Source organism: Alcanivorax xiamenensis (genome assembly GCF_009846745.1).
GTDB classification, from domain to species: Bacteria; Pseudomonadota; Gammaproteobacteria; order Pseudomonadales; family Alcanivoracaceae; genus Alloalcanivorax; species Alloalcanivorax xiamenensis.
This window is the reverse complement of sequence record NZ_AQPF01000011.1, coordinates 49,240-69,287: the sequence shown is the minus strand read 5'-3', so window position 1 is coordinate 69,287 and position 20,048 is coordinate 49,240. Positions and strand designations below refer to the sequence as shown.

Sequence of the window (20,048 nt, the reverse complement as noted above, 5' to 3'; positions counted from 1 at the left end):
TCTGGCCCATTCAATCAACTCCATATATTTTGAAAACTTGGACCATCTGATTTCGGTGGGCATATAGGTTTATCAATTTGGATTGTCATTGGTATTGGGAAGTCAATACCAACCAAAGCTACCTCCCCTTGTTTTAAATTAGGCAAAAAGGAGGCGGCGGAACGGTCTATCTCACCACAGGCTCTTTCAACAACCTCTCTATCTCTATCATTTGTTAGTCGATGGACTAACAAGGTGCCCATCTGGCTAAGTACACCTTCGGTTATATCTCGCGGCCTTTGAGTAGTTAAACATATATTCAACCCGTATTTTCTGCCTTCCTTAGCCACCATTTCAAATGCATCAAGTTTTGCAGAATGATCTTCTGCTCCAACTCTTTTGCCAAGAAAGTTATGCGCTTCATCCACGATGACTAACACAGGTTTATCCCGGAAAGCTTCTTTTCTTGCAAATGAAAGCAGCTTTCTCCCTATCACGTTAGCTAAAACTTCCCTGGCATAGAATTCGTAACTAACATCACTTAAACAAAGCCTGAAAACCCTACCATCTCCTTCAATAAACTGCCTTAACGCCTCTTCAAAATGTTCTCGTCCGTCACTATTAAAAACGGACTTTAACGATGGCGAATGAATTACTGCTTGTATTCTTGTAAACAAGGATGAGCAGTAGCCGAGATCATTGCTTTCTTTTCCCCAACTATCAACATTATCCCAGCAACACTCCTGAACAAGTTGCTTGATTAGCTTCGTTACATCAAATTCCTGCGAGGGGTTATCCACAAGCTTTGAGTTACCATCCCTATTCATAGCCTGCCGATACAATGCCTTACTTTGGTTTATTTTCTCTACAAACCCGCCCGGAAATAAATCAGGCGCTAGCTTGGCCAACCTGAGACTTTTAATTGCTTCTTTCAGTTTTGGCCCTTGCACTTTGCCTGAAGGGTCAAAAATTGCCAAGAAGTCTGACTCCAAGAAATCTGTTGGGGGTATGCAAATCTCTGTAGACTTATCGTTCTTATAGATGGGTTCGCCAATATGATAATGGGATGTATATTTATTATTCAGAGTCCGATATTCACTGGTAGCATCAATGACAACAATTTTAGAGTTTTCATACTTAGCGCACTCTTCAATTATTTTTGCTGTAGTCCAGCTTTTTCCGCCACCAGTAGAACCTAAAATTGCACAATGACGTCCAAAAAGCTTTTCAGGAGTTACACGTATTTTGCTTCCGGTTTCACCTGTAACCTCACCAATCTCTAGTGTAACCCTAGTACCTACTGTATTCGTCACACCAGTGACCATCAGTTCAGGAAGGGCAGAAATGAATTCAAGCGGAGCCGAAAACACCCTATCACCTAGTCTAGGGTAGGAAATAACTCCCGCTTGAATCCTTAGCTGTTCAATATTAATTGAGCCTAATAGTTGAACAAACCCAATAGCATCCAGCTGACTAGAACCTTCAAAATCTTGTGATAATTCTGTTCGATCTCGATCAGGAAGCCTGACTTCCGTTAAACGACCCAGCAATATTGATTGCTGCCCCTCAATTAAAAGCAACTCCCCCACTTCTCCCCGACCATACCTGCTTCCATCAACGTAGCTCGCACTCACATCACCTGAATGCGCAAGATTAACTTTAATTCCTTGAGCAGTTACAGTGGAGACAACTCCAACTTTGAGCCGATTACTTAAAATTCCCGTTTCAGTAAACAGTAAATTCAGGTCCATTATTTATCTTCCAGCGGCTTTAACGGCTTTAGCTAACTGATCAGCGGGTGTCAACGCTCTTAGATGTGGAATGATCGATACGAATTCTGAAAAGCTTCCATTAATAAAATGTATGTCGTACCCCTGAGAAGCCAAATCAGACAAATCCTTCCAGTAGCGGCTGATCACCCGGGATTGATTATTGATATTCGAGGCCGCCCTATAATCAGAAATAATTAACTTTAGGCTTGGGTTTGATTTTATTGCTGAAATTACGGGCTCAGATAAATGATCATCATTGAAGCCAAACCCAGCAATTATTAAGCATGAATTTGGCTGCCTTAAAGATTCTAAAAATCGCGATAACAATTCTAGATGAGGCTGAATGAAAGCTTGTTGGTATTTTCCCTTCGCCGGGTAGATCAATACTGCATTTTCGGGCGATGGCTCAGACACCTCAAATACATCATTCCCTTTTCTTTCCCAACTAACCGAGCCATGTAATTTGTAAAGTTGAACAATACCTTCGACAAACTCATGGCTATCACTTTCCCTTCTAACCACATCATAGTTAAAATACTTGCCGTCAAATTTACGATTTCGAGTGTATGAGAAACCGTCAACTATCATCATACCAAGATCTGAGGCTGCTGTTTCAAAACACATATCGTAATTTGTAGTAAACACTTTTAATCGAGGGTCACGCACTCTTCTTCGAGCTAATTTTTGCAAGAGGTTTTGATAGCAAGATATATCACTTTTCTCTGTATCTATGAATGAGGAGCATTCGTGTAGTATCGTTTTTTTTACCTGATTTAGGAAATTCTCAACTTCTTCGTCCTCATTAAATAAAAGGTAGGCGTCACATTGTGACAAAAAGTGCTCGATATTGGGATTTTCTAGTTCTGAATATCTTACTTTATCTATTGTCGCTTGAGCTTCTTCTGTAAGTACGCCAAAGTCATCATCTGACTCGCCTGCATCTGGAGATTTCAGCATCGATTTTTGCCATAGATCCCGCATACTGGGCCCTTGAACTTCGGCAAGAGAAGTTCCACTACCAGCAAAGAAAAATAAGTTAGGTAATTGCAGCGCCTTCAAAAGGGTATCGTTTAAATACTGCCTATTTTGACCTAATTTTATCTTTTCTTCTTCGGCTAATTCTCTAGCCTCCTGTCCGAAATCCTGTACAAGAGCCAAAAACGCCCCCTCAGATAACGCTTCCCATTCCTTCCCCCCAGGTTTTAGGTAGGCAAGCCTCCCGTCAATATTAGGCAGCTCCCGGTTATTCATAAATCACCCATAACAAGTCAACGGATTAAGATATTCTTCAAAAACGTATAACGCCCGCATTTGCGGCTGAATTGGAGCGAAGCGAAATGCCAGTCCGGCAACACGCGATTGTTATGCCTTTCCCTAGCCATGCTATTCATTCAAAAGCCGCTCCAAAGCGCCTCTTTCGAACGAATAGACCTGTTTGCCTGCCTGCGAATGAATAAATTTATTGTACATAATAACTTTTTCTTCTCCGATGGACATCGCCCCCTTTCTATTCAAGTCTGGGTTATTGGTCATAAGAAGAGCTAGCCTCGGTGTCAATGGATAATAGAACTCGAGCTCAGACGGGACTTCCTCAAGACTTAAACCAATAGCATGAGTATTAATTATTGGTTGGTCGCCAGTAATGAACGGTATATTCGAAGTGTTCTCTATAAGTACCGGCCGAAAGTCGGCTCTATCTTGGTACAAGCTAAACCCGACACTTGTTGCACTTGTATGCCTAAGTACGGCCCACATTCCATCAACATTGAAGCCTTTAAAGGAACCAACAGCTTCCCTGACATTGTTATTGATGTTCTGTGTTCTAAAATACTGCTGGCAGATGAAAAACAAGAACTCGATCAACTGATCGTCGTCGTCATAAAAGGAGAGGTCTTTGCGATACAGCATCTCAAGGAATTTAATGGCGTCAGACTCGATCTTTCCATGAAAATCCTCCTCAAAATTATGAACTAGCACATCTAGCATTTCATCTGCTTCTGGATGTGACACTCCGTGGCTTTCCATTAGATCTTTTATTTTAAAAACCTGATTAAAGAAATCTATCCATCCGTGGTTAAGATCGCGAATCATTGGTCGTTTATCTTGAGCAATGAGAGCTTTAATGAAATCCATCTCAGTTTCATTTAACTCTTTAAGCTTGTAGAAGTACCTTTCTTGCCCAACCCCCATCAACCCGGATTTAAATATCCTTCCGCCCATAAGACAGTATACGCTTTCGTTCTCGGACCATGCTCTTAAATATTTACGCCACACAAAGTGCTGTTTCTTCTTTTTTTGCAGATTCAACTTAACACTCCAGGACTCTCTCTAAGGTATAACGCTGCTGACACGGGCTTGTCGCGTGCTCTGCTTTGTTATACATCTGTGGCTTCCTCGACACGCCTAGCGAGAAGACTCGCAAATACAAGATATTGTGCAGCTTTCATTTCCGTAAGATCGTGAGTGAGGCTGTGAGCTTTGGGATTTCTTATCCCCTGATACGCGCCCTTGAATATTTGCATAAACCCCCTTTGATCATTCTGCCCGGAATCCGTGCCAAGCTCTGACAAAATTAGCCTAGGGTCATTTGGAGACATAACCTGGCCGATAAGCCGATCACCATCCTCCTCTGAGCCAGTCCTTGCTCTAATAAAGTCGAATACCGCAGTTATCGAGTTCAGGACGGCCTCACGAAGATGTCCATTACGAAATAGCTGATATGCATGCTCCACAATTATCGGGTGCAGCAGGTGCTCAAAACCCATATAGATTTCAGGTCTTTCCTCGCCTACTGAGGCGAGCAAATGTGCTTCGGCTCTTCTATCAATTTCGGGGAGGTCATGATTAATTATATCTCTGTAGTCACAGTCCTCACCAAAATGTATATGGCGCCCCAAATTCCCCAGCCTTTCCTCTGGGAATTGCTGCCTCCATAGATCCCATAAGCGCTCATAATCAGAAGACATGTAGTTATTGATCGCTGCGCACGCCTCTTTTCCGCCTTGCTCATATATAGGTAGGGCATCTCCAGCCTTCTGCTCAATGGCGCGAAGTATGTTTTTCACCGACAGGTACCAGCGGACCATATTCAATCCCTATTTGCATAACGCAAAGTGCAGCGGCAGTTTGTGGAGTGGCGTTTTGTGCTAGAAAAAGCCACGGAACAACCTGTCCGACTGGCACGTATTGTTAGGTTTTTTACTCGCCAAAAACAATTTCCTCTGGGTAATAGGTAACAGGGTTTCTCTTTGTAGATCCCACCTTTTCTGTGTGCCCGTAAGTCTGTGCCCATTGCCATTGAAGTGACTCCAAAAAAGCAGCAGATCGCCTTTGGCGTGCACTTCGCGTTAGATCGAAAAGTAGTGGGTATGGAAGCAGCTTACCTTTAACACGAATTTTATGAGATTCAAAAATCATAAGACAATAGTGAATACTCCGTGGTTGCGACGCGGCAAAATCCGCGACCCTTTTCGCAACCATACTCGGATGCATGCTACTGTTGTCTTCATTGATTAAAATTAACACTCCTGTCGCTAAATGTGGCAATTTTTCAAATTGACTCGTTATTTGCCTATTGGCATCGCTACATATCTTCTTTATGCGCGTTGTCATTTTGTTTTCAATTTTTTGCATAAGTGCCGATTCTTCTTCTGGACTATTTGTAATCCTTGAGGATGGCAATGTTCCAAAGATAACTGCCCCCTTATTAGCTAGATGCTCATCGACGACAGCAGCGCCTTTAGATATTTGATCAGCTTGGAGGGACTTAACTTCTGCAACTATTTTTCTATTTGCTAAGTAATAGTCGGCCATCTTCGGATCGTTCGAGCTCGGCGTATGGAGTGCATCAATCGATTCTGCACCAAGCTTCTTTTCTAGGAACTCGTTAAATCGAGATTCAAGTGATGCCATCATTGGAACCTAACAGGTATTAGAACGACGGCGCGAATATCCAATGAACGCGCCTGCGTCATATCATTTTTCTTGAATTCCCCTAACGTAAAATAAAACCAGAAAAGTCAGCCACTTACAAATTCAACTGGCAGGCTTCCTCCTGATATCTTGACCAACTCTCTTTCCCAAACCCAAAAGACCACCGACGCTTGCCTGCCGGCGGCATTTAAGGCGGCTACTCTGGGAGAAGTGTTCACAGAGGACGAGGGTGGCCATTGGCGCAAGCACACGGCACACAAGGAGTTGACGTGGTGGCCCGCGATCAGCATGCCGGACTGCATAGATAAGCCCTTGGGCTTCATCCGAACGGTGGTCGCTGCCATCAAGAAGCCCTCGACTTCATCGTTATCTCCGGCGATCACGCGGTCTTTCGCGAATCCCCTTTGCGCAACATTGGTTGCGCACAGCATTGATAGCTGCGCATACACATGCTTTAATTGCGCATAAATCTAATGAGCAACCTACTTGATCATGGCGAAACCCATACCTCAAAAGGCGCTACAGGACATTGAAGCCGTGGTGTCCGCCCACCCTGAGGGTGTCGGCCTTCAGGAGGTCCTGGATGCTCTTGAGCAATCGTTGCCCCGGCGCACACTCCAGTACCGTTTAAAACACCTGGTGGATGCGGGCCGGCTCATCAAGGCCGGGGAAAAACGGTGGGTCCGATACTTCCCTGCAGATACCGAGCCCAGACAAGGCAGCAGCGTTCGGGAACCTTCCTACGAGGAAGCGGCGGGCGCTATACCCGTCTCCCGCCAGGCCGCTGAGATCCAGAACGCCTTGCGAAAACCGCTTCGGTCACGCAAGCCGGCGGGGTATGAACACGGCTTCCTTGAACAGTACCGGCCCAACCATACGGCGTATCTTGCACCCGTCGAGCGCGCGCACCTTCGGGAGATCGGCACGCCGCCCTCGGGGCCCCGGCCGGCGGGCACCTATGCAAAACAGATTCTGAACCGCCTGCTGATCGATCTTTCGTGGAACTCCAGCCGCCTGGAGGGGAACACGTACTCTCTGCTGGATACGAAACGGCTGATCGCCTTCGGGGAAGAGACGCCGGGTAAGGCGCACGTCGAGTCGCAAATGATCCTGAACCACAAGGACGCCATCGAATTTCTTGTGGGCTCGGCGGAGGAGATCGGCTTCAACCGCTATACGATCCTCAATCTTCATGCTTTGCTGGCCAACAACCTGTTGGCCGACCCTGAGGCCACCGGCCGCTTGCGCCGAATCGCGGTTGGTATTGAGAAGTCCGTGTTTCATCCCCTCGAAGTGCCGCCCCTGATTGAAGACTATTTTGATCAGATCCTGGCGACGGCCAGCGCCATCGACGATCCCTTCGAGCAGGCGTTCTTTATCATGGTTCAGTTGCCGTATCTGCAGCCGTTCGATGACGTGAACAAGCGCGTTTCCCGGCTGGCGGCGAATATACCATTCATCAAAGCCAACCTGATCCCGCTCTCCTTCACGGAGGTGCCCGCCGATATCTATACCGAAGCGATGCTTGGCGTGTATGAATTGAACCGGATCGACCTGCTTAAGGATGTGTTCATTTGGGCCTATGAGCGGTCGGCGTCGCATTACACCGCCGTCCGACAATCGCTCGGCGAACCCGACCCTTTCCGGCTGAAGTATCGCTCGGCACTGCAGGAAGTCGTCCAGAATATTGTGCTAGAGCGGATGAACAAGAAAGCCGCGTTCAACCGCATTGTTCAATGGGCGGAACAGCATATTCCGCAAGAAGACCGGCAGCGGTTCCGGGAAGTGGCCGAAAATGAGGTCTTGAGCCTGCACGCGGGCAACTTTGCCCGCTACCGGATAAAGCCATCGCAATTTTCGGCCTGGCAAGAGATTTGGCTGGCTAACCCATGAGACACACGCCGTTGATCAATTCTTAAGTTCTCTGACTCCAAATCTCAGCTTCATTGACATAGGCTCGATAGAACACCAGCCCAAGTTCGGCCAAGCCCACTGGGTGGAGATCACGGATTCTTTCCCGGAGATGCTGCCATGGTGGATTGTACCACTTTCCTCTATTCTTGAAGCGCACAACTTCAGGATCGGCAGGCATGATTCTAGTATCCAGATCGAGCAATATATCGGGCGAATCCAAATCTATCGTCAAAGTCCCATTTTCCAGCCGCGATGAAACTGAATTGAGATGAAAGCCACGCCCACTCTTATCAACTACTTCCATCGTAAGAGGCTTCGTTACTGTGGGCGTAACGCTATGCATCTCAGCATTTCGTGCCTGCCGCAAAAATAATAGCAAAGGGTCTTTTTTCCGCAGGTCGGTGTATGGCTTGTGCCATTGCTGGAAGCCCTTCTTAGATTTGAGCGTTATTTCGGTGAACTCCCAAGATCTCTCTATCCGGAAAAGAAAATTCTCCCAGTTTTCCTTAAACTCAGAAAAACTTGTGGTTGATTTCATGCAATCAATCGCTTTACCCGCGATGTCGAGATCTTTCTTGGGGCCTAATAGTTTCATAGAAAGTTAGCACCCGCAACACCGAAAAATCGAAGCGCAGCGAAAATTTGGCCTGAGTTCCTGCGTATTTTAAGCATCAATTGGTTGAATGAACAGATTATATTGCTCGCTGCACATTTTTGACTGATATAATTTCACGTTTCTGTAGATCCTTGAATCACGAACCTTAGCCTTCACCCTATTTATATTATCCTCAGAGGCTCTAATTCCGAATATTACGGATACAATAGCGTCGCCAGGAACCTGATAAAAAGCTAAAGTCTCACCGCTCTCATTCTTCCTAAACTCATCGGCCTCAGAGATAGGAAGAACATATCTAACCTCTCTCTCCGTCCACCAGTCATTTGATTTCAAAAAGAAATACTCATCCAAAGAGGATCCTTTAGATTTTCGATGCTTTGCATACCGAACTTTCTTTAAAACACCGATATATTCACTTACCGCATTTCTTACATACTTTTTAGAGGACTTCGAGGCATCGAAAAATTCATGTCTGGGATCGAATCCAATCACCATGCCAGAATGATCTTGCGCGTAGTGAGCCCACATCAATAAGTTATCATTCCTTTCTGTCAGAGAGAGTATTCCGTATATATCAAAGTCCTGAACGGCGACCCCCTTAAGAACTAAATGCTGATTCCTTTTCATTTCTTCAATGACTGAATTTACAGATTTACCGTAACCATTTACTCGATGAACATACTCCGCATGTTCAGAGAACGAGGGTCTAACCTCAAATGGATCATTGAGATAAAGCCTAGGAGTAAATCTTAGCAACCTAGTATCGAAAAACTCCTCTCTGAACTCCATGTATTTATATATTATGTCTTCCATATGACTGGATCACCTTCTGCCTGACGCCCGGCCAAGGCGCAACTTTGAAACTGCGAAGCAGCGAGAAATCGCTAGCTGTACAGCTGAATTTTATAAAATAGCCTGTTGTCCAGGAACCCCAAATCTGATCTCGCCGGCACTATCAAATTGGAAACCAAGTGCAGAAATAAGTCGCTCTGTGAGTGAATAAAATTCATTTGCTACCGCTAATGAACGTTGCGCATCGGCCATGTCACAAAACTCTGCCCGGTGGGCAACAGAGTTCCGAACCTTTTGAACTAGCTCCCTCTCTTTCCAAAGCGATATTTCTGACTCGGGACGACTATACTTCGCGGCACCTTCGTCAACCTCAACGTAAACTTCTAATATTTTAAAAATCAAATCCCTGAACCGATCAACTCCAGTCTGTTTAGTCAGAGCAGTTGCGACCAACTCCGAAATAGATTCACTGTGCACCAAACCCGAAACGATGGGCTTAAGCATAACCGCCTTTAAAATAACCTCCGTAGCGATAGAGGAATACAGGAGCGAAGCCGTTGGGTCTCTTTCCAATAGGCTTTCCGAAGTCTCTAGGAATTTCAGTGCATTGACGGCGATTGAGGAGTTTCGTTCATAGTATGACTTAAGCCTTTCAGTTACGAACTCTTCAATCGCCTGATCTCGATGCTTGTCATAAAGTTCTTCTGCCAGTGAATCAACGAATTCTTCGTATGCGGCCTGCTGCTGGGCTTCCTCATAACTGATGGACATGCCGAAATGCCCTCTTTCAAACATCAAAGCTCGGTTGCTGCCGGAGCGACCGAAGGCCGTGGAGGTAACCCAAAGCGCCCGAGCGCTTTGGGTGATCATCCGAATCGACCTTTTAGATCCTCACTCCGACTTATCTTTTTTATACTTTTCTGATTGCTCTGAATCGTAGCTTTCGTTTGCGACCTCGAAATCGGGTGGAGTTACATCAAAATCAGGCTCACTCTGATCTTCATCTTCTTCCTTACCTTGATTTTTATCGTTTGACATCTTAGGCACCTCCTCAATGATAAAAAGTCAGCTGTGCTCTACTTTAAGTTCGATATCCAAATCTGTGCTGCAATTAGAACGCCAAGCGCTACAAATATCGTGCCACTGGCAAGAACAAATCGCATTCCAAAAATGAGACGCTTTACCTTTTTATCCGATATTCCTCTATTTTCCCTAGTAACTTCGCAAAACTTATTCGCCATCCCGTAGTTTATGGTAACAAAACTATTCTGCTTATAAAATTCAATCAGTCCATTATTAGCTGGGATCACTCTCCTCCTGTCGATAGTGAAAACCCGCAATACAAGCACCCACGAAAAAACCAGGGAGCCAAACAGAACAGCTGAAACAACTATTATCAACCACTCCAGACACGACTCAGGCGGCGTGGTTTTACTCGCAATCCATTGCAATGCTGATATATACGCCCCAATAAAAATTGTAAGCACCGAAATCATTACCGACGCTTTTCTTTCAATACGAGCCAACCTATTTATCTCTTCGAAAAATGCTTCCTTAGCGAGCTCATAAAGAGCGTGGTATTTGTCTGCCATATTTTTTACAACGTCTTGTATAACGCCAATCATCAGCCACGGATTTGAGAACGCAAAGCGGTAGCAAACACGTCGTCTGGATGTACTTGTTGAGCGGGATTCAAGCACTAATCTTCGGGCTGATACTCCCAGTGAAATGAGAAATCAGCATCTAAGGCACCATTTTCCTCCACTGCCGTTACGTGATTGAGAGCGCCTACCGGATATTCAGAGGCGGTCCACGTGCAGGACACCACTTTATCCGGATCGTGTTCCTCTACCTGAACCATAGCCTCATAAAGGGTTTCAACACCCATGCCGCGCTCATCTCCACCAGCGACTTCCCACTCAAGTTCTTCTGGCGTGATCTCATACGTTTTGCCTGTGACGTCGCTCGTCAGTTTTGCGGCACCAGTGGCCTTGATCATGATTTTGTGCTCCCTATGCCTATCGCTTGGTATTAAAGCTGTATTAACGCCCAACGGGTATCAGGACGCCAACTCGAAGATCCAATGAAGACGCCGGCGTCATATCACTTATCTCTTTTCCCCTGACACAAAATAAAACCAGAAAAGCCAGCCGCTGACAAACGCCTCGAACCTCCCTTTTCTGGCACCTCGGCCAATTCTATCCCCCCAAAAACAAAAAAAGCCGCCAACGCCCAAGCGCCAACGACCTTTTAAGTAAGCCCTTACTAATTACCCAAACTAGATAAATCGCAGATCAGCGACCCACGCTATGGCAAGGCCGCCTACCTATCCTCCCCAGGCAACGGCAACCCAGCAATCCACTTAGCCTTCTCCGGCGGCACCCCCAGCGCCTGCAGCACCATCTCCGCCGCAATACGGTCGGCGTGCTCCACTTCGCCGTCTTCCACGAGCAGGTTCATGGCGCCCAGGGTGGCGGAGATGACCATGCTCATGGCCATTTCTTCGTGGGCGTAGTGGAAGTCGCCTTGGCAGCGGCTGGCTTGGAGGTCGGCGCGGAGGTAGGTGGCGAGGGCGGAGCGCATGCCTTCGGCGTAGCGGACCACGGTGATGAGGGCGCGGGTCCAGTCGGGGTCGGTCCGGGCTTTATTCATGAAGGTGCGTACGGCGATGCTGAGGCGTTCGGCGCCGCTTTCGACGGCTTGGCTGACGGTGAGGATCTGTTCGGAGAGTTGGACGGCGAGTTCCAGGCCGACGGCTTCGAGGACTTGTTCGCGGGAGCGGAAGTCGTTGTAGACGGTGCCGTTGGAGACGCCGGCTTCTTCGGCGAGGGTGTTGAGGGCCAGGCCGCCGAGGCTGGCGCGGGCGTAGATGCGCAGGGCGGCGTCCAGCAGTTGTCACCGGGTGCGGGCTTTCTTTTTGTGGCCCCGGGTGAGGGGGCTGGCCGGGGTTTTACGGGCGCCGGGGGTCGCTTTTTTTGCCATGAAACCGTTCCAACCATGAGCTTGACCCTGAGCGGGACTTCCTTCATTCGGTACTCGTCTCATCCTTGCTGGCCACATTGCTGTCATCCGCAATCAGGTTCATGACGAGCCGAGCCATCAGATCCTTGGCCTTCGGGTCGCTTTCGGCGATCAGCAGCGTCAGGGCGGTCAGGCCCTGTTCGTTCAAGGTCAGGCGCATGCCTTCCTGGCGCAGGTAGAGCAGGAACAGGAAGGCGCCGGAGCGCTTATTGCCGTCCGAGAAGGGATGGTTCTTGATCACGAAATACAACAGGTGCGCGGCGCGCTCCTCGCGGGTGCCGTAGAGGGGCTCGCCGAACATGCTTTGTTCCAGGTTCCCGAGGATAGAGGCCAAGCCATCGTCCCGGTCCCGGGCGAAAAGGTCGCTCGCTTCGCCCCTATCGCGTAGTTCGCCGGCCAGCGCATCCAGGGCACAGCGGGCTTCATCCACGCCCAGCACACCGCGGGCCTGGCGGGCCCCGGGAGGCACGCCCAGAGCACCTTCGTCGTAGTCCTGGAGCAAGCGCCAGGTGCGCGCATAGCCGAGGATCAGACCGACCACCTCCTGACCGATGTCGGAGACCAGCTCCTGCCGGGCAAGGGTTTGGCCGAGCAGTTCCACGGCCTGCTCCAGCTCGGCGAGGCCCTGCCGGGCCAGACTGTGCTCGTTGAGGCTGTAGCCCTGGGTCAGATGTTCGCGGAGGACGCGGGTGGCCCATTGGCGAAAGCGCACGCCACGCTGAGATTTGACACGGTAGCCCACGGAAATGATGACATCGAGGTTGTAGTGATCAATCGCGCGCCGAACCTGCCGCTTGCCCTCCTGGCGAACTATCCGGAATTTCCGGATAGTTGCCTCACGGCCCAACTCACCCTCTTCGTACACGTTGCCAACGTGCTCGCTGATGGTACGCAGGTCCTTCCCAAACAGCTCCGCCATCTGCTTTTGAGAGAGCCAGACCGTCTCGCTCTCCAGGCGAACCTCCACCGGACCGGCGTCCTCCTCAAAAATGACAATGTCACTCACACAACCTCCTTGCCGCAATCAGCCACACTGACCATACTGACAGTACCGCGCACGGAGGTACACCTGCTTGCAGGAAATAGTCGGAGCAGTACCTGTTGCGGTTTCCAGCTTTCCGACCGCCCCACTTAATGCAACCTAGAATTTGCGCAATAGGAGCAAGATCATGAACACGCCGGCGAGCTCGGTTTAGACACCTACGAACCAACCGATAGAGGTGGTTCATCATGGGCATGCATGCCGACTGATGCCTTTATAAAGCTCTCAATTTTCTCTTCGATGCCACTTTCAACGGTACGCAGGCGGAGGATGGGGAGCTTGCTCTCATTGAGGATGTTGTCTTTCAGGGCATCCCGCTCGGCTTGCTCCAGTTCGTCGTGCGAGCCGCCGTCGACTTCGATCACGCCGAAAGGGCGCTTCCCTACCTTGAAGTACAGCACGAAATCGCAGCTGGCGCCGTTGGCCATGAACTCTTTCTCACGCGCGGTCAACTCGAGGTTAGCCGATGACGCCACCTGACTCAGCAAGACCTGGTCGTGGTACATGAGCCCATGGTACCGAGTATCGGATAGTGCTTCGCGGAGCAGATGCGCCACGATCTGCTCGGACTTATGTTGGGAATCCTCTGGCCGCAACTTGGCGTTAAGGCGCGCCAGGGATTCGTCGTACTCTTGGTACAGGAGATCGAATGCCGATACCACCGGCGCTCTACTCACATGCTCGTCCTGGCCGTAGTACTCGATGTAGCGCACCAAGGCGGCGATGTGGGCGTTGTTCACGGTGAAGACGTCCGCTCCGGTCACCAGAGTGAACCGGTTCTTGGCCCTGGACACCGCCACGTTGACCATGCGGGGGTCATCGACGAACTCTAGCCGCCGCTGGTTGGATTGCTTCTTGTCCAGCACGGTGGAAAAGACGATCTCGTCGCATTCACGTCCCTGAAACTTATGGACCGTGTCCCTGATAAAATCCGCGGTCAGATGATTTTCCGAGAGCCTGACCTGGGCGCGGAATGGCGCGATGAAGCCCCGCCCCTCCTTATCCACCCAAGCACCGCCGGACGGTGCCTCGTCATCCAGCACCTTCCGCAGGGATTCCACCTCTCTGAGATTAGTATTGCGTCGAGCGTGGTTGCCCTTGGCGGTGATCACCAGGCGCAGAGGCATTTCCCCTCTATCCTCCGTCATCGGCACCAGGGCGTTGTCGTAGAACTGCTGGTTGCAGAACTGGATGATGCGCGGGTGGCAGCGGTAATGCTCTTTCAGCAAGGTTCTGGGCAGTGAGTCCTTGAAGACGCCGATGCACGAATCCAGCAGGCTGTTGCGCTCGCAGTCGTATTCATCCGCCGGAGCTTGAATGCCCGATTCCGTGGGGATGTGGGCCAGTTGGCGGCTGTCCCCGACGACGATCAGGTTCTTCGCGCAGCCCAGTGCCAGTATGCCGGGGATGATGTCCTGCTGGGAGGCCTCGTCAATGATCACGTAGTCGAGGATGGCGCCTTCCGCGATGGAATTAACAATGGAGTGTGTGCTGCTGCCAAGGATCGGGAAACGGCGGACGAAGGCGTCGAACTGCTTTCGGTAGGTTCGCGCGTCGAAGGCCTGCTGCTTCGGTGCTCTCTCGCTCAGGTGATGCTTGAGGTAGCGCATCGACTGGGTCGTCAAAGCGTCCAGAAAATCCGTGAACCGGGCGCGCGCCAGTGACTTCCGGCAGGCCTCCCATTCGGCCTGCCTCTCCCGTAGCGATTGATCGTAGTAGTGCATCTGGAGGGCATGAAAAGCCGACAGGCGAACGTCCTCGGCGAAGGGTCGGACACGGAAAATCCTGAACTTGAACAGCAGTACCATACGGTCTTTTAGCCGGACCGGTGCGTCTCCCAGGTAAGAGAGGTAAGCCATAAGATCCGTGGTCTGGCGTGGCGACAAACCGTACTTCCCCAGTGAGGTGGCCGGCTCAATCAGGTTCTCTTGCATCCATTGCTGTAAGTGGCCGCGCTCAATCTTTATCTCGTCAATCTCCGCCTGAAGCTGCGCCGCTCGGTTCTGGTCGTGGAGATGTTGCTTCAGGGTCGAGAGCACCGTCTGAATGTTATCCAGAGTCGGCGCCGGCTCGGGCTGAGGTTTAGCGATTGGCCAGGGTGGGAGTGCGCTGAAGAAGGCCTCCCGGTTCTCTCTGCTCCCTACCTTGGCGACCAGGTGGTCCAGGCCGCACTTCTCCAGCTTCTCATAGACGTTGCTGACCGCCGAGTTGTTATTCGACAGCACTGCCACCGTCTTACCACGAAGCAGGATATTGGCCAGGATGTTCAAGATGGTTTGCGTCTTGCCGGTACCTGGTGGTCCTTCAACCATGCTGATCTGCGCGCTGAACGCCCGTTCCACAGCCGTCAGCTGGCTTTCGTTAAGGCCGAAGGGAAAGATCAGCCCCTCACCCGGCTCCTGGGCGCCATTATGTCCGGTGCAGTAGGCGTGCAAGGCAGTATCCGCGCAGGCGGGAAGCTTCTCCAGCTGACGGACGATATTGGCTGCCATGTCGTGCTGTGTCTGCGAGCCCGCGCGATCCTGCCTGGCGCTCGCCACGTCGGTTAGATACTCAAAGACCGGCGATTCCTTCATCTCAGTCGGCGGGACGAAGGCCACCTCATCGGCATTGTGGACGTAGGGCCTTTCGGTACCCGGATAGTACACGACCGCATATCGATCACCGTAAATGGTGGCCTTTTCAATGGGCCGGACCACCGAGCTACCGGACTTTCTCAGAAGCGCCTTCCCCAGCTCACGGGTGGGTACCACCCGGCACTCGCTAAGAGGGCGAGTGAAAGTCTTTTTTGAAGGGAAGTAACACGTCAGTTGGAGCGAGCTATATTTCTCGCTCCAACGTATACGCCAGTCACTGATTTGCCTGGTTTTGTCTTGTTTACCCACATAGATTGAAACCATGGATTCCTATTCCATACCCCGCCGTCTCCAATAAACACTTATCGGCTGATAGCCTTCGTGCCTAAAGTTCAAAAAAAGACCGACAGGCAAGCCAGTTCCGAGCGGCGACTTGTTCAATTCCGCCAGCGGCGGGATATAACGATGGACTCCACTGGTATACCGTTAGGTCCGACTCTGGGGATCGAACAGGCGGGGTGCCGCGAAACGCAGCTTATCCTCAGTCCACGACAACTCCTATAAGCCAATAACACGCAACATCTGAGTCAAACGACACGTTAGGCTTTGCAGTGAAGGCACCGCCGCGTTAGTTGGCACATGGCACCCGGCTCAAGCGCCGGTTTGGAGCCGTGAAGCGACGGGAAATCGGCTACTTTGCAGCCAATTGTTAGCCCCCCCACCGTAATCTGATTTATTCAGCATACCCCCCAAGGACCGCTGCGGTGTTGTATTTGTCGCGGACGGACTTGCCATCATAGTCCAACCTATCGACCGAGACGGACACGAAGCCGCCTCGACCGTTCCCGAAAAGCGGCCTCGCCACCTTCAAGGATGTCACAAACCACCTTGCGGATCGCAGCGTCCTCTAGCCCACCCGCTACATAGCTGATGGGCGGTAGACCACCAGAGAGATGCGGACCGGCTTCGGCCACGATGATCTGATCCGCATCGGTGTTGATCACAAGATTAGCGTTGTGTGTCACCATGATTACCTGTCGTTTGGCCTTCGCCGCGATGAAAAGCGCCACCAGCTCGTCAAAGACCGATTTTGGATCGAGATTTTCCTCTGGCTGATCGATAATCAGCGGTCGGTCGTCGGAATCGTCCAGTGCGAGGTAGAGCAGCAACAGGACGATCCCTCGGGTGCCTGGTGACAACTTGCGGATGTCGACACCGTCGTAGGAAATCTCGTAGCGGACTGCGATGTGTTCGGTTCCGAAAAGCCAGTGTGCGAACCGCTTCGACCAAGCACGGAATTCTGTCTGCTGTGCCGGGGAAAATGGCGCGTGCGATAAGAGGTCCTTCAGGTATTTTCCCATAAAGGCCGTCATGGCAGCCTGGACCTTAGTGGCAGAGCCGGTTTCCCACGCAGGCTTGAGTTCGGCCGTCGCGGCCGCAATCAACGAGCCGCGCCCGTAAAAAGGCCCCGCCTTGCGCCGGTCGAGGAGTTCCTCTTCGGCAAACGCCCCCCAAGTCTGGACATCGGCAATCCTGCGAACTGAAAAACTCAGCTTCTTAAGCGTGCCCGATGATGAGGAAAGGCGCTCCATGAGTGGCGCATACAGGTCAGCCAGCGTGTTCTGCTCGTTTATGATGGCCTCGAATACGCGGCCATAGGTGTCGTCGCGTTCAGTTTGCAGGTCTTTCCGTCGCGCTGCCGCGCCCTTGGCGTCAGTGAGCCGTGCATCCAAGGTCTGAAGGGCCGAATTCTCTTGCGCAATCCGCTTTGTAAGCGCTGCGTATTGCTCACGAACTAACTTGTCCGCGCCGAATAGAGCCTCGAGTCGTGTCATCTCTGCAACGATCTGCGCAAGCGGAAGCATCGCGAGGTCTGCGTCATCGGCAATCAGGGCTACATTGGGAGCGCCGGGCGATGGCGGAATACCGTTGAGTTTGCGAACCTCGCCGTCGGCCCATGAGATGTAGGCTGTGAGGCTGTTGTCGACATCGCCCTTGTAGATCAACAAGAACTCGTCCCACTGATTGGCATCTAAGCCACTGTTTATGTGTCGCGCCTGGATCTGACGGAGCATTTCAGGCGCGCCAGTGGCTCGCATACTGCCAACCTCGTCCTGCAGAGCGACGAAAGTTCGGCGCTGATTGTTGTAGGCTTGTATTTTGGTCCTTAGCTTCTGAGCCGCCTCGCTGAGCTGAGCGTGCCTTGCGACCTGCGCTTCGGTCCCCTTCACCACTAGCTTAGCCTGATCAGCGGTATAGCCGGCAATCAACTTTTTCTTTTGCTCAACCTGCTTGCTCAGGCTCATCACGATGCTCTCTTTCTCGAGCTCGGTGGCGATGCCGTCGGAGATATCGGCGATCGCCTCCGCCTCACGCTCGCGGGCTTGCTGGAAGCGAGCGGTCCGTTGCTCGCGGAGCTCGGCGAAATCGAGCGCCCACTCACGGCCGTCCTGCGAATGGGAATCGAAGATAACGCGCTCGATCTCATCGACGAGACCATCAGAGACACCCTTAGCCGAGCACAGCTCCTCAACGAATTGCTGAGATAGATATCTCGCACGAGGGAACGACATATGGCCGTTCGCGTCACTGCCATCAAGCGCACGCGTCTCCGTCGCGCCGCCGCCCCAAGTCAATGTCGCCGAGGCATCCCCGATCAGTTTGCGTGCACGAGCTAGGAACGATGGGCTGACGTTTTCGTCAGCCTCCCAGCCAACTGGAGTTATTGCGTCGCAACCGGCGGCGATCACATCGGCCAGTGCCGTTTTACCCGATCCCCGGGCGCCAATAATGGCCACTAGGCCGGGATTGAGCGGAATATCGGGCGTAGCCGCCCAATTCGCGTTCTCAATGTGTAGATGTGAGATGACCTGCGACGGCATGGCTGAGTTTGGCGGTTTCTCGCCGACATAGGCCCGGCCTTCCGGGTCGATGCAGGCCTGTCGTAGGGCGTCGAATGTCAGCGCACCCTTAATCCACGAGAAGCGACTGTCGACTGGCTGCCCAACGGATTCCTGGTCGTGGGAGTCGCTGCCATGGAGACACGGCTTGCATCCGTCATAGCGCGAGCGCAGTTCTTCGACGCTGACGGACCGTTGGCCGACCCAGAATTCACGTTGAGCGGGACTACTCGAGAAGATAATGTGGGCGAATTTCTCTATCTCCTGACGCACGGTCGCGTCCGCAGCCTGACGGACGCCGGAAGTTCCGTCACTGGAACCACCAGCAACAGCGATCAAAATGTTAGTTTTCGCCCATTCGCTCTCGGCGATAACTTTTCTCAATTGATCGAAGTTGACTTTGAACTGTGTAGCGCCGTGTCGGAGTGCAGCGCCTTCGTCATTGATGGTGGTGTCTGCATGCTTGCCCAGCTTTATCAGTTCATCGCGCGTGCAATCAAAGCGGTCGCCAAAAGCATGAAATTGAAGGCGCTTCAGGATACGCTTCACCTCTGAAAGGTGTTCAGGGTCTTCAGGGCTGACCAACAAATGGACGTTCACGAAACCCGTTTTCGCTGCCACGTCCAGGCGCAGCTCGATGTTAGGGAAGATTAGCGACACATCGGGCAATCGGCCTGCGCCCTTATGCTGAAGGATTTCCTCGTATGTGTCGGTAACATAGTAGTCAGTGATCGCGATCGCCTCGACCTTCGGCGTCAAAGCTTCGAGTGTCGAGAGGTACGACCCCCAGGGGTCGGATACTCCGAACTGATTATTAAGGATAGTGCCGGGCGCATGGATATGCGGCTCCCATCTATGCCATTCAGAACCGCGATTCATCACTTACATCTCCAGAATATCATTCTTGTTTAAGTCAACACGACCCGATCCAATAGCAAAGTTCTACCGCCTGAATTGAGCCGCATCGCGAAGCAGCGTCGGCTTAATTCAGACGTTAGACCTACAATGTGGCAATAACTTCGGCGGGTTTAACGTCCTTTCCGGATGCATCTGTCAGGCCGAATGTCTTGTTACAGCTATTGCAAAAGTAGCCGAGCTGATAGCTCCACTCACCGTAATGCAAGCCACCGTTCTTGCACACAGGACAATGTGGATTTTTATCCGAATCCCAAAGGATTCCATTCCGTAAGCGAAGTGATGGGCGGCCTGAAGCAACTCGCCAGATGGCTATAGTTAGCCCTACATTGAGAAAGAGCGAAAGACCGAGAACCGCCAGTACGGCATCTAGCGGCAAGGATGACTTAATAACGGGCGCGATGATTGGGGCGACCTGAAGTGAGAGCCAGCCAATTAGCCCTGTCACGATCAGTGCGGCTGCTGTACCGATGTGCTCAAAGAAGCTGTCTTGAATCTTTTCCAGTGGCGACATAGTCTGTCCTGTAGGTCTAGCGCCCCAAACACCGGGCCAACGGAGTAAAGCAATTTTTGTAGCATAAAGGAGCG

At 51.1% G+C, this 20,048-nt stretch carries 17 protein-coding genes; 1 reads left to right on the top strand and 16 read right to left on the bottom strand.

Annotated features, from left to right (window positions below; genetic code table 11):
• Positions 1 to 14: 14 nt before the first annotated feature.
• From A6D6_RS09435 to A6D6_RS09415, 5 genes are all read right to left on the bottom strand, one after another.
• Complete coding sequence (locus A6D6_RS09435; protein ID WP_159660574.1) at positions 15 to 1,730, bottom strand: ATP-binding protein; 1,716 nt, start codon at positions 1,728 to 1,730, stop codon at positions 15 to 17.
• A gap of 3 nt (positions 1,731 to 1,733) precedes the next feature.
• Positions 1,734 to 3,002: an SIR2 family protein gene (locus A6D6_RS09430; RefSeq protein ID WP_159660573.1), complete on the bottom strand. Its 1,269-nt coding sequence runs from the start codon at positions 3,000 to 3,002 to the stop codon at positions 1,734 to 1,736.
• Positions 3,003 to 3,134: 132 nt separating this feature from the next.
• Complete coding sequence (locus tag A6D6_RS09425) at positions 3,135 to 4,058, bottom strand: DUF4238 domain-containing protein (protein ID WP_159660572.1); 924 nt, start codon at positions 4,056 to 4,058, stop codon at positions 3,135 to 3,137.
• A 68-nt stretch (positions 4,059 to 4,126) separates the two neighbouring features.
• Entirely contained in the window at positions 4,127 to 4,837 is a 711-nt protein-coding gene (locus A6D6_RS09420; protein WP_159660571.1) for a TIGR02391 family protein, read from the bottom strand.
• Between the two features lie 112 nt (positions 4,838 to 4,949).
• Complete coding sequence (locus A6D6_RS09415; RefSeq protein ID WP_159660570.1) at positions 4,950 to 5,564, bottom strand: hypothetical protein; 615 nt, start codon at positions 5,562 to 5,564, stop codon at positions 4,950 to 4,952.
• A 612-nt stretch (positions 5,565 to 6,176) separates the two neighbouring features.
• On the opposite strand from A6D6_RS09415, the gene A6D6_RS09410 reads away from it, so the two are divergent.
• Positions 6,177 to 7,577: a Fic family protein gene (locus A6D6_RS09410; protein WP_159660604.1), complete on the top strand. Its 1,401-nt coding sequence runs from the start codon at positions 6,177 to 6,179 to the stop codon at positions 7,575 to 7,577.
• 22 nt (positions 7,578 to 7,599) lie between these two features.
• Here the strand turns inward: A6D6_RS09410 and A6D6_RS09405 are convergent, their stop codons facing one another.
• The 11 genes from A6D6_RS09405 to A6D6_RS09355 all read right to left on the bottom strand — a co-directional run bounded on the left by A6D6_RS09405 (position 7,600) and on the right by A6D6_RS09355 (position 19,974).
• Entirely contained in the window at positions 7,600 to 8,193 is a 594-nt protein-coding gene (locus A6D6_RS09405; RefSeq protein ID WP_159660569.1) for a hypothetical protein, read from the bottom strand.
• A 69-nt stretch (positions 8,194 to 8,262) separates the two neighbouring features.
• Positions 8,263 to 9,027 carry a DUF2971 domain-containing protein gene (locus A6D6_RS09400; RefSeq protein ID WP_159660568.1) on the bottom strand — a complete coding sequence of 255 codons (765 nt, stop codon included), beginning with the start codon at positions 9,025 to 9,027 and terminating at the stop codon, positions 8,263 to 8,265.
• A gap of 90 nt (positions 9,028 to 9,117) precedes the next feature.
• On the bottom strand, positions 9,118 to 9,876 hold the full coding sequence (locus tag A6D6_RS09395) for a HEPN domain-containing protein (protein ID WP_159660567.1): 759 nt from the start codon (positions 9,874 to 9,876) through the stop codon (positions 9,118 to 9,120).
• Positions 9,877 to 9,897: 21 nt separating this feature from the next.
• Positions 9,898 to 10,044, bottom strand: coding sequence for a hypothetical protein (locus A6D6_RS09390; RefSeq protein ID WP_159660566.1), 147 nt, complete (start codon positions 10,042 to 10,044; stop codon positions 9,898 to 9,900).
• Between the two features lie 38 nt (positions 10,045 to 10,082).
• Positions 10,083 to 10,598, bottom strand: a complete 516-nt coding sequence (locus A6D6_RS09385; protein ID WP_159660565.1) for a hypothetical protein — start codon at positions 10,596 to 10,598, stop codon at positions 10,083 to 10,085.
• Positions 10,599 to 10,705: 107 nt separating this feature from the next.
• Entirely contained in the window at positions 10,706 to 11,005 is a 300-nt protein-coding gene (locus A6D6_RS09380; RefSeq protein ID WP_159660564.1) for a hypothetical protein, read from the bottom strand.
• Between the two features lie 323 nt (positions 11,006 to 11,328).
• Positions 11,329 to 11,658 carry a hypothetical protein gene (locus A6D6_RS22205; RefSeq protein WP_236564056.1) on the bottom strand — a complete coding sequence of 110 codons (330 nt, stop codon included), beginning with the start codon at positions 11,656 to 11,658 and terminating at the stop codon, positions 11,329 to 11,331.
• 373 nt (positions 11,659 to 12,031) lie between these two features.
• Complete coding sequence (locus A6D6_RS09370; RefSeq protein ID WP_236564055.1) at positions 12,032 to 13,033, bottom strand: virulence RhuM family protein/type II toxin-antitoxin system death-on-curing family toxin; 1,002 nt, start codon at positions 13,031 to 13,033, stop codon at positions 12,032 to 12,034.
• A 194-nt stretch (positions 13,034 to 13,227) separates the two neighbouring features.
• A complete protein-coding gene (locus A6D6_RS09365; RefSeq protein WP_159660563.1) occupies positions 13,228 to 15,969 on the bottom strand; it encodes an AAA domain-containing protein in 2,742 nt (913 codons plus the stop codon).
• Between the two features lie 482 nt (positions 15,970 to 16,451).
• The gene (locus tag A6D6_RS09360) at positions 16,452 to 19,424 is read right to left on the bottom strand and encodes a TrlF family AAA-like ATPase (protein WP_236564058.1); all 2,973 of its coding nucleotides are present in this window, start codon (positions 19,422 to 19,424) and stop codon (positions 16,452 to 16,454) included.
• Between the two features lie 121 nt (positions 19,425 to 19,545).
• Positions 19,546 to 19,974, bottom strand: coding sequence for a hypothetical protein (locus A6D6_RS09355; protein WP_159660561.1), 429 nt, complete (start codon positions 19,972 to 19,974; stop codon positions 19,546 to 19,548).
• Positions 19,975 to 20,048 lie beyond the last annotated feature (74 nt).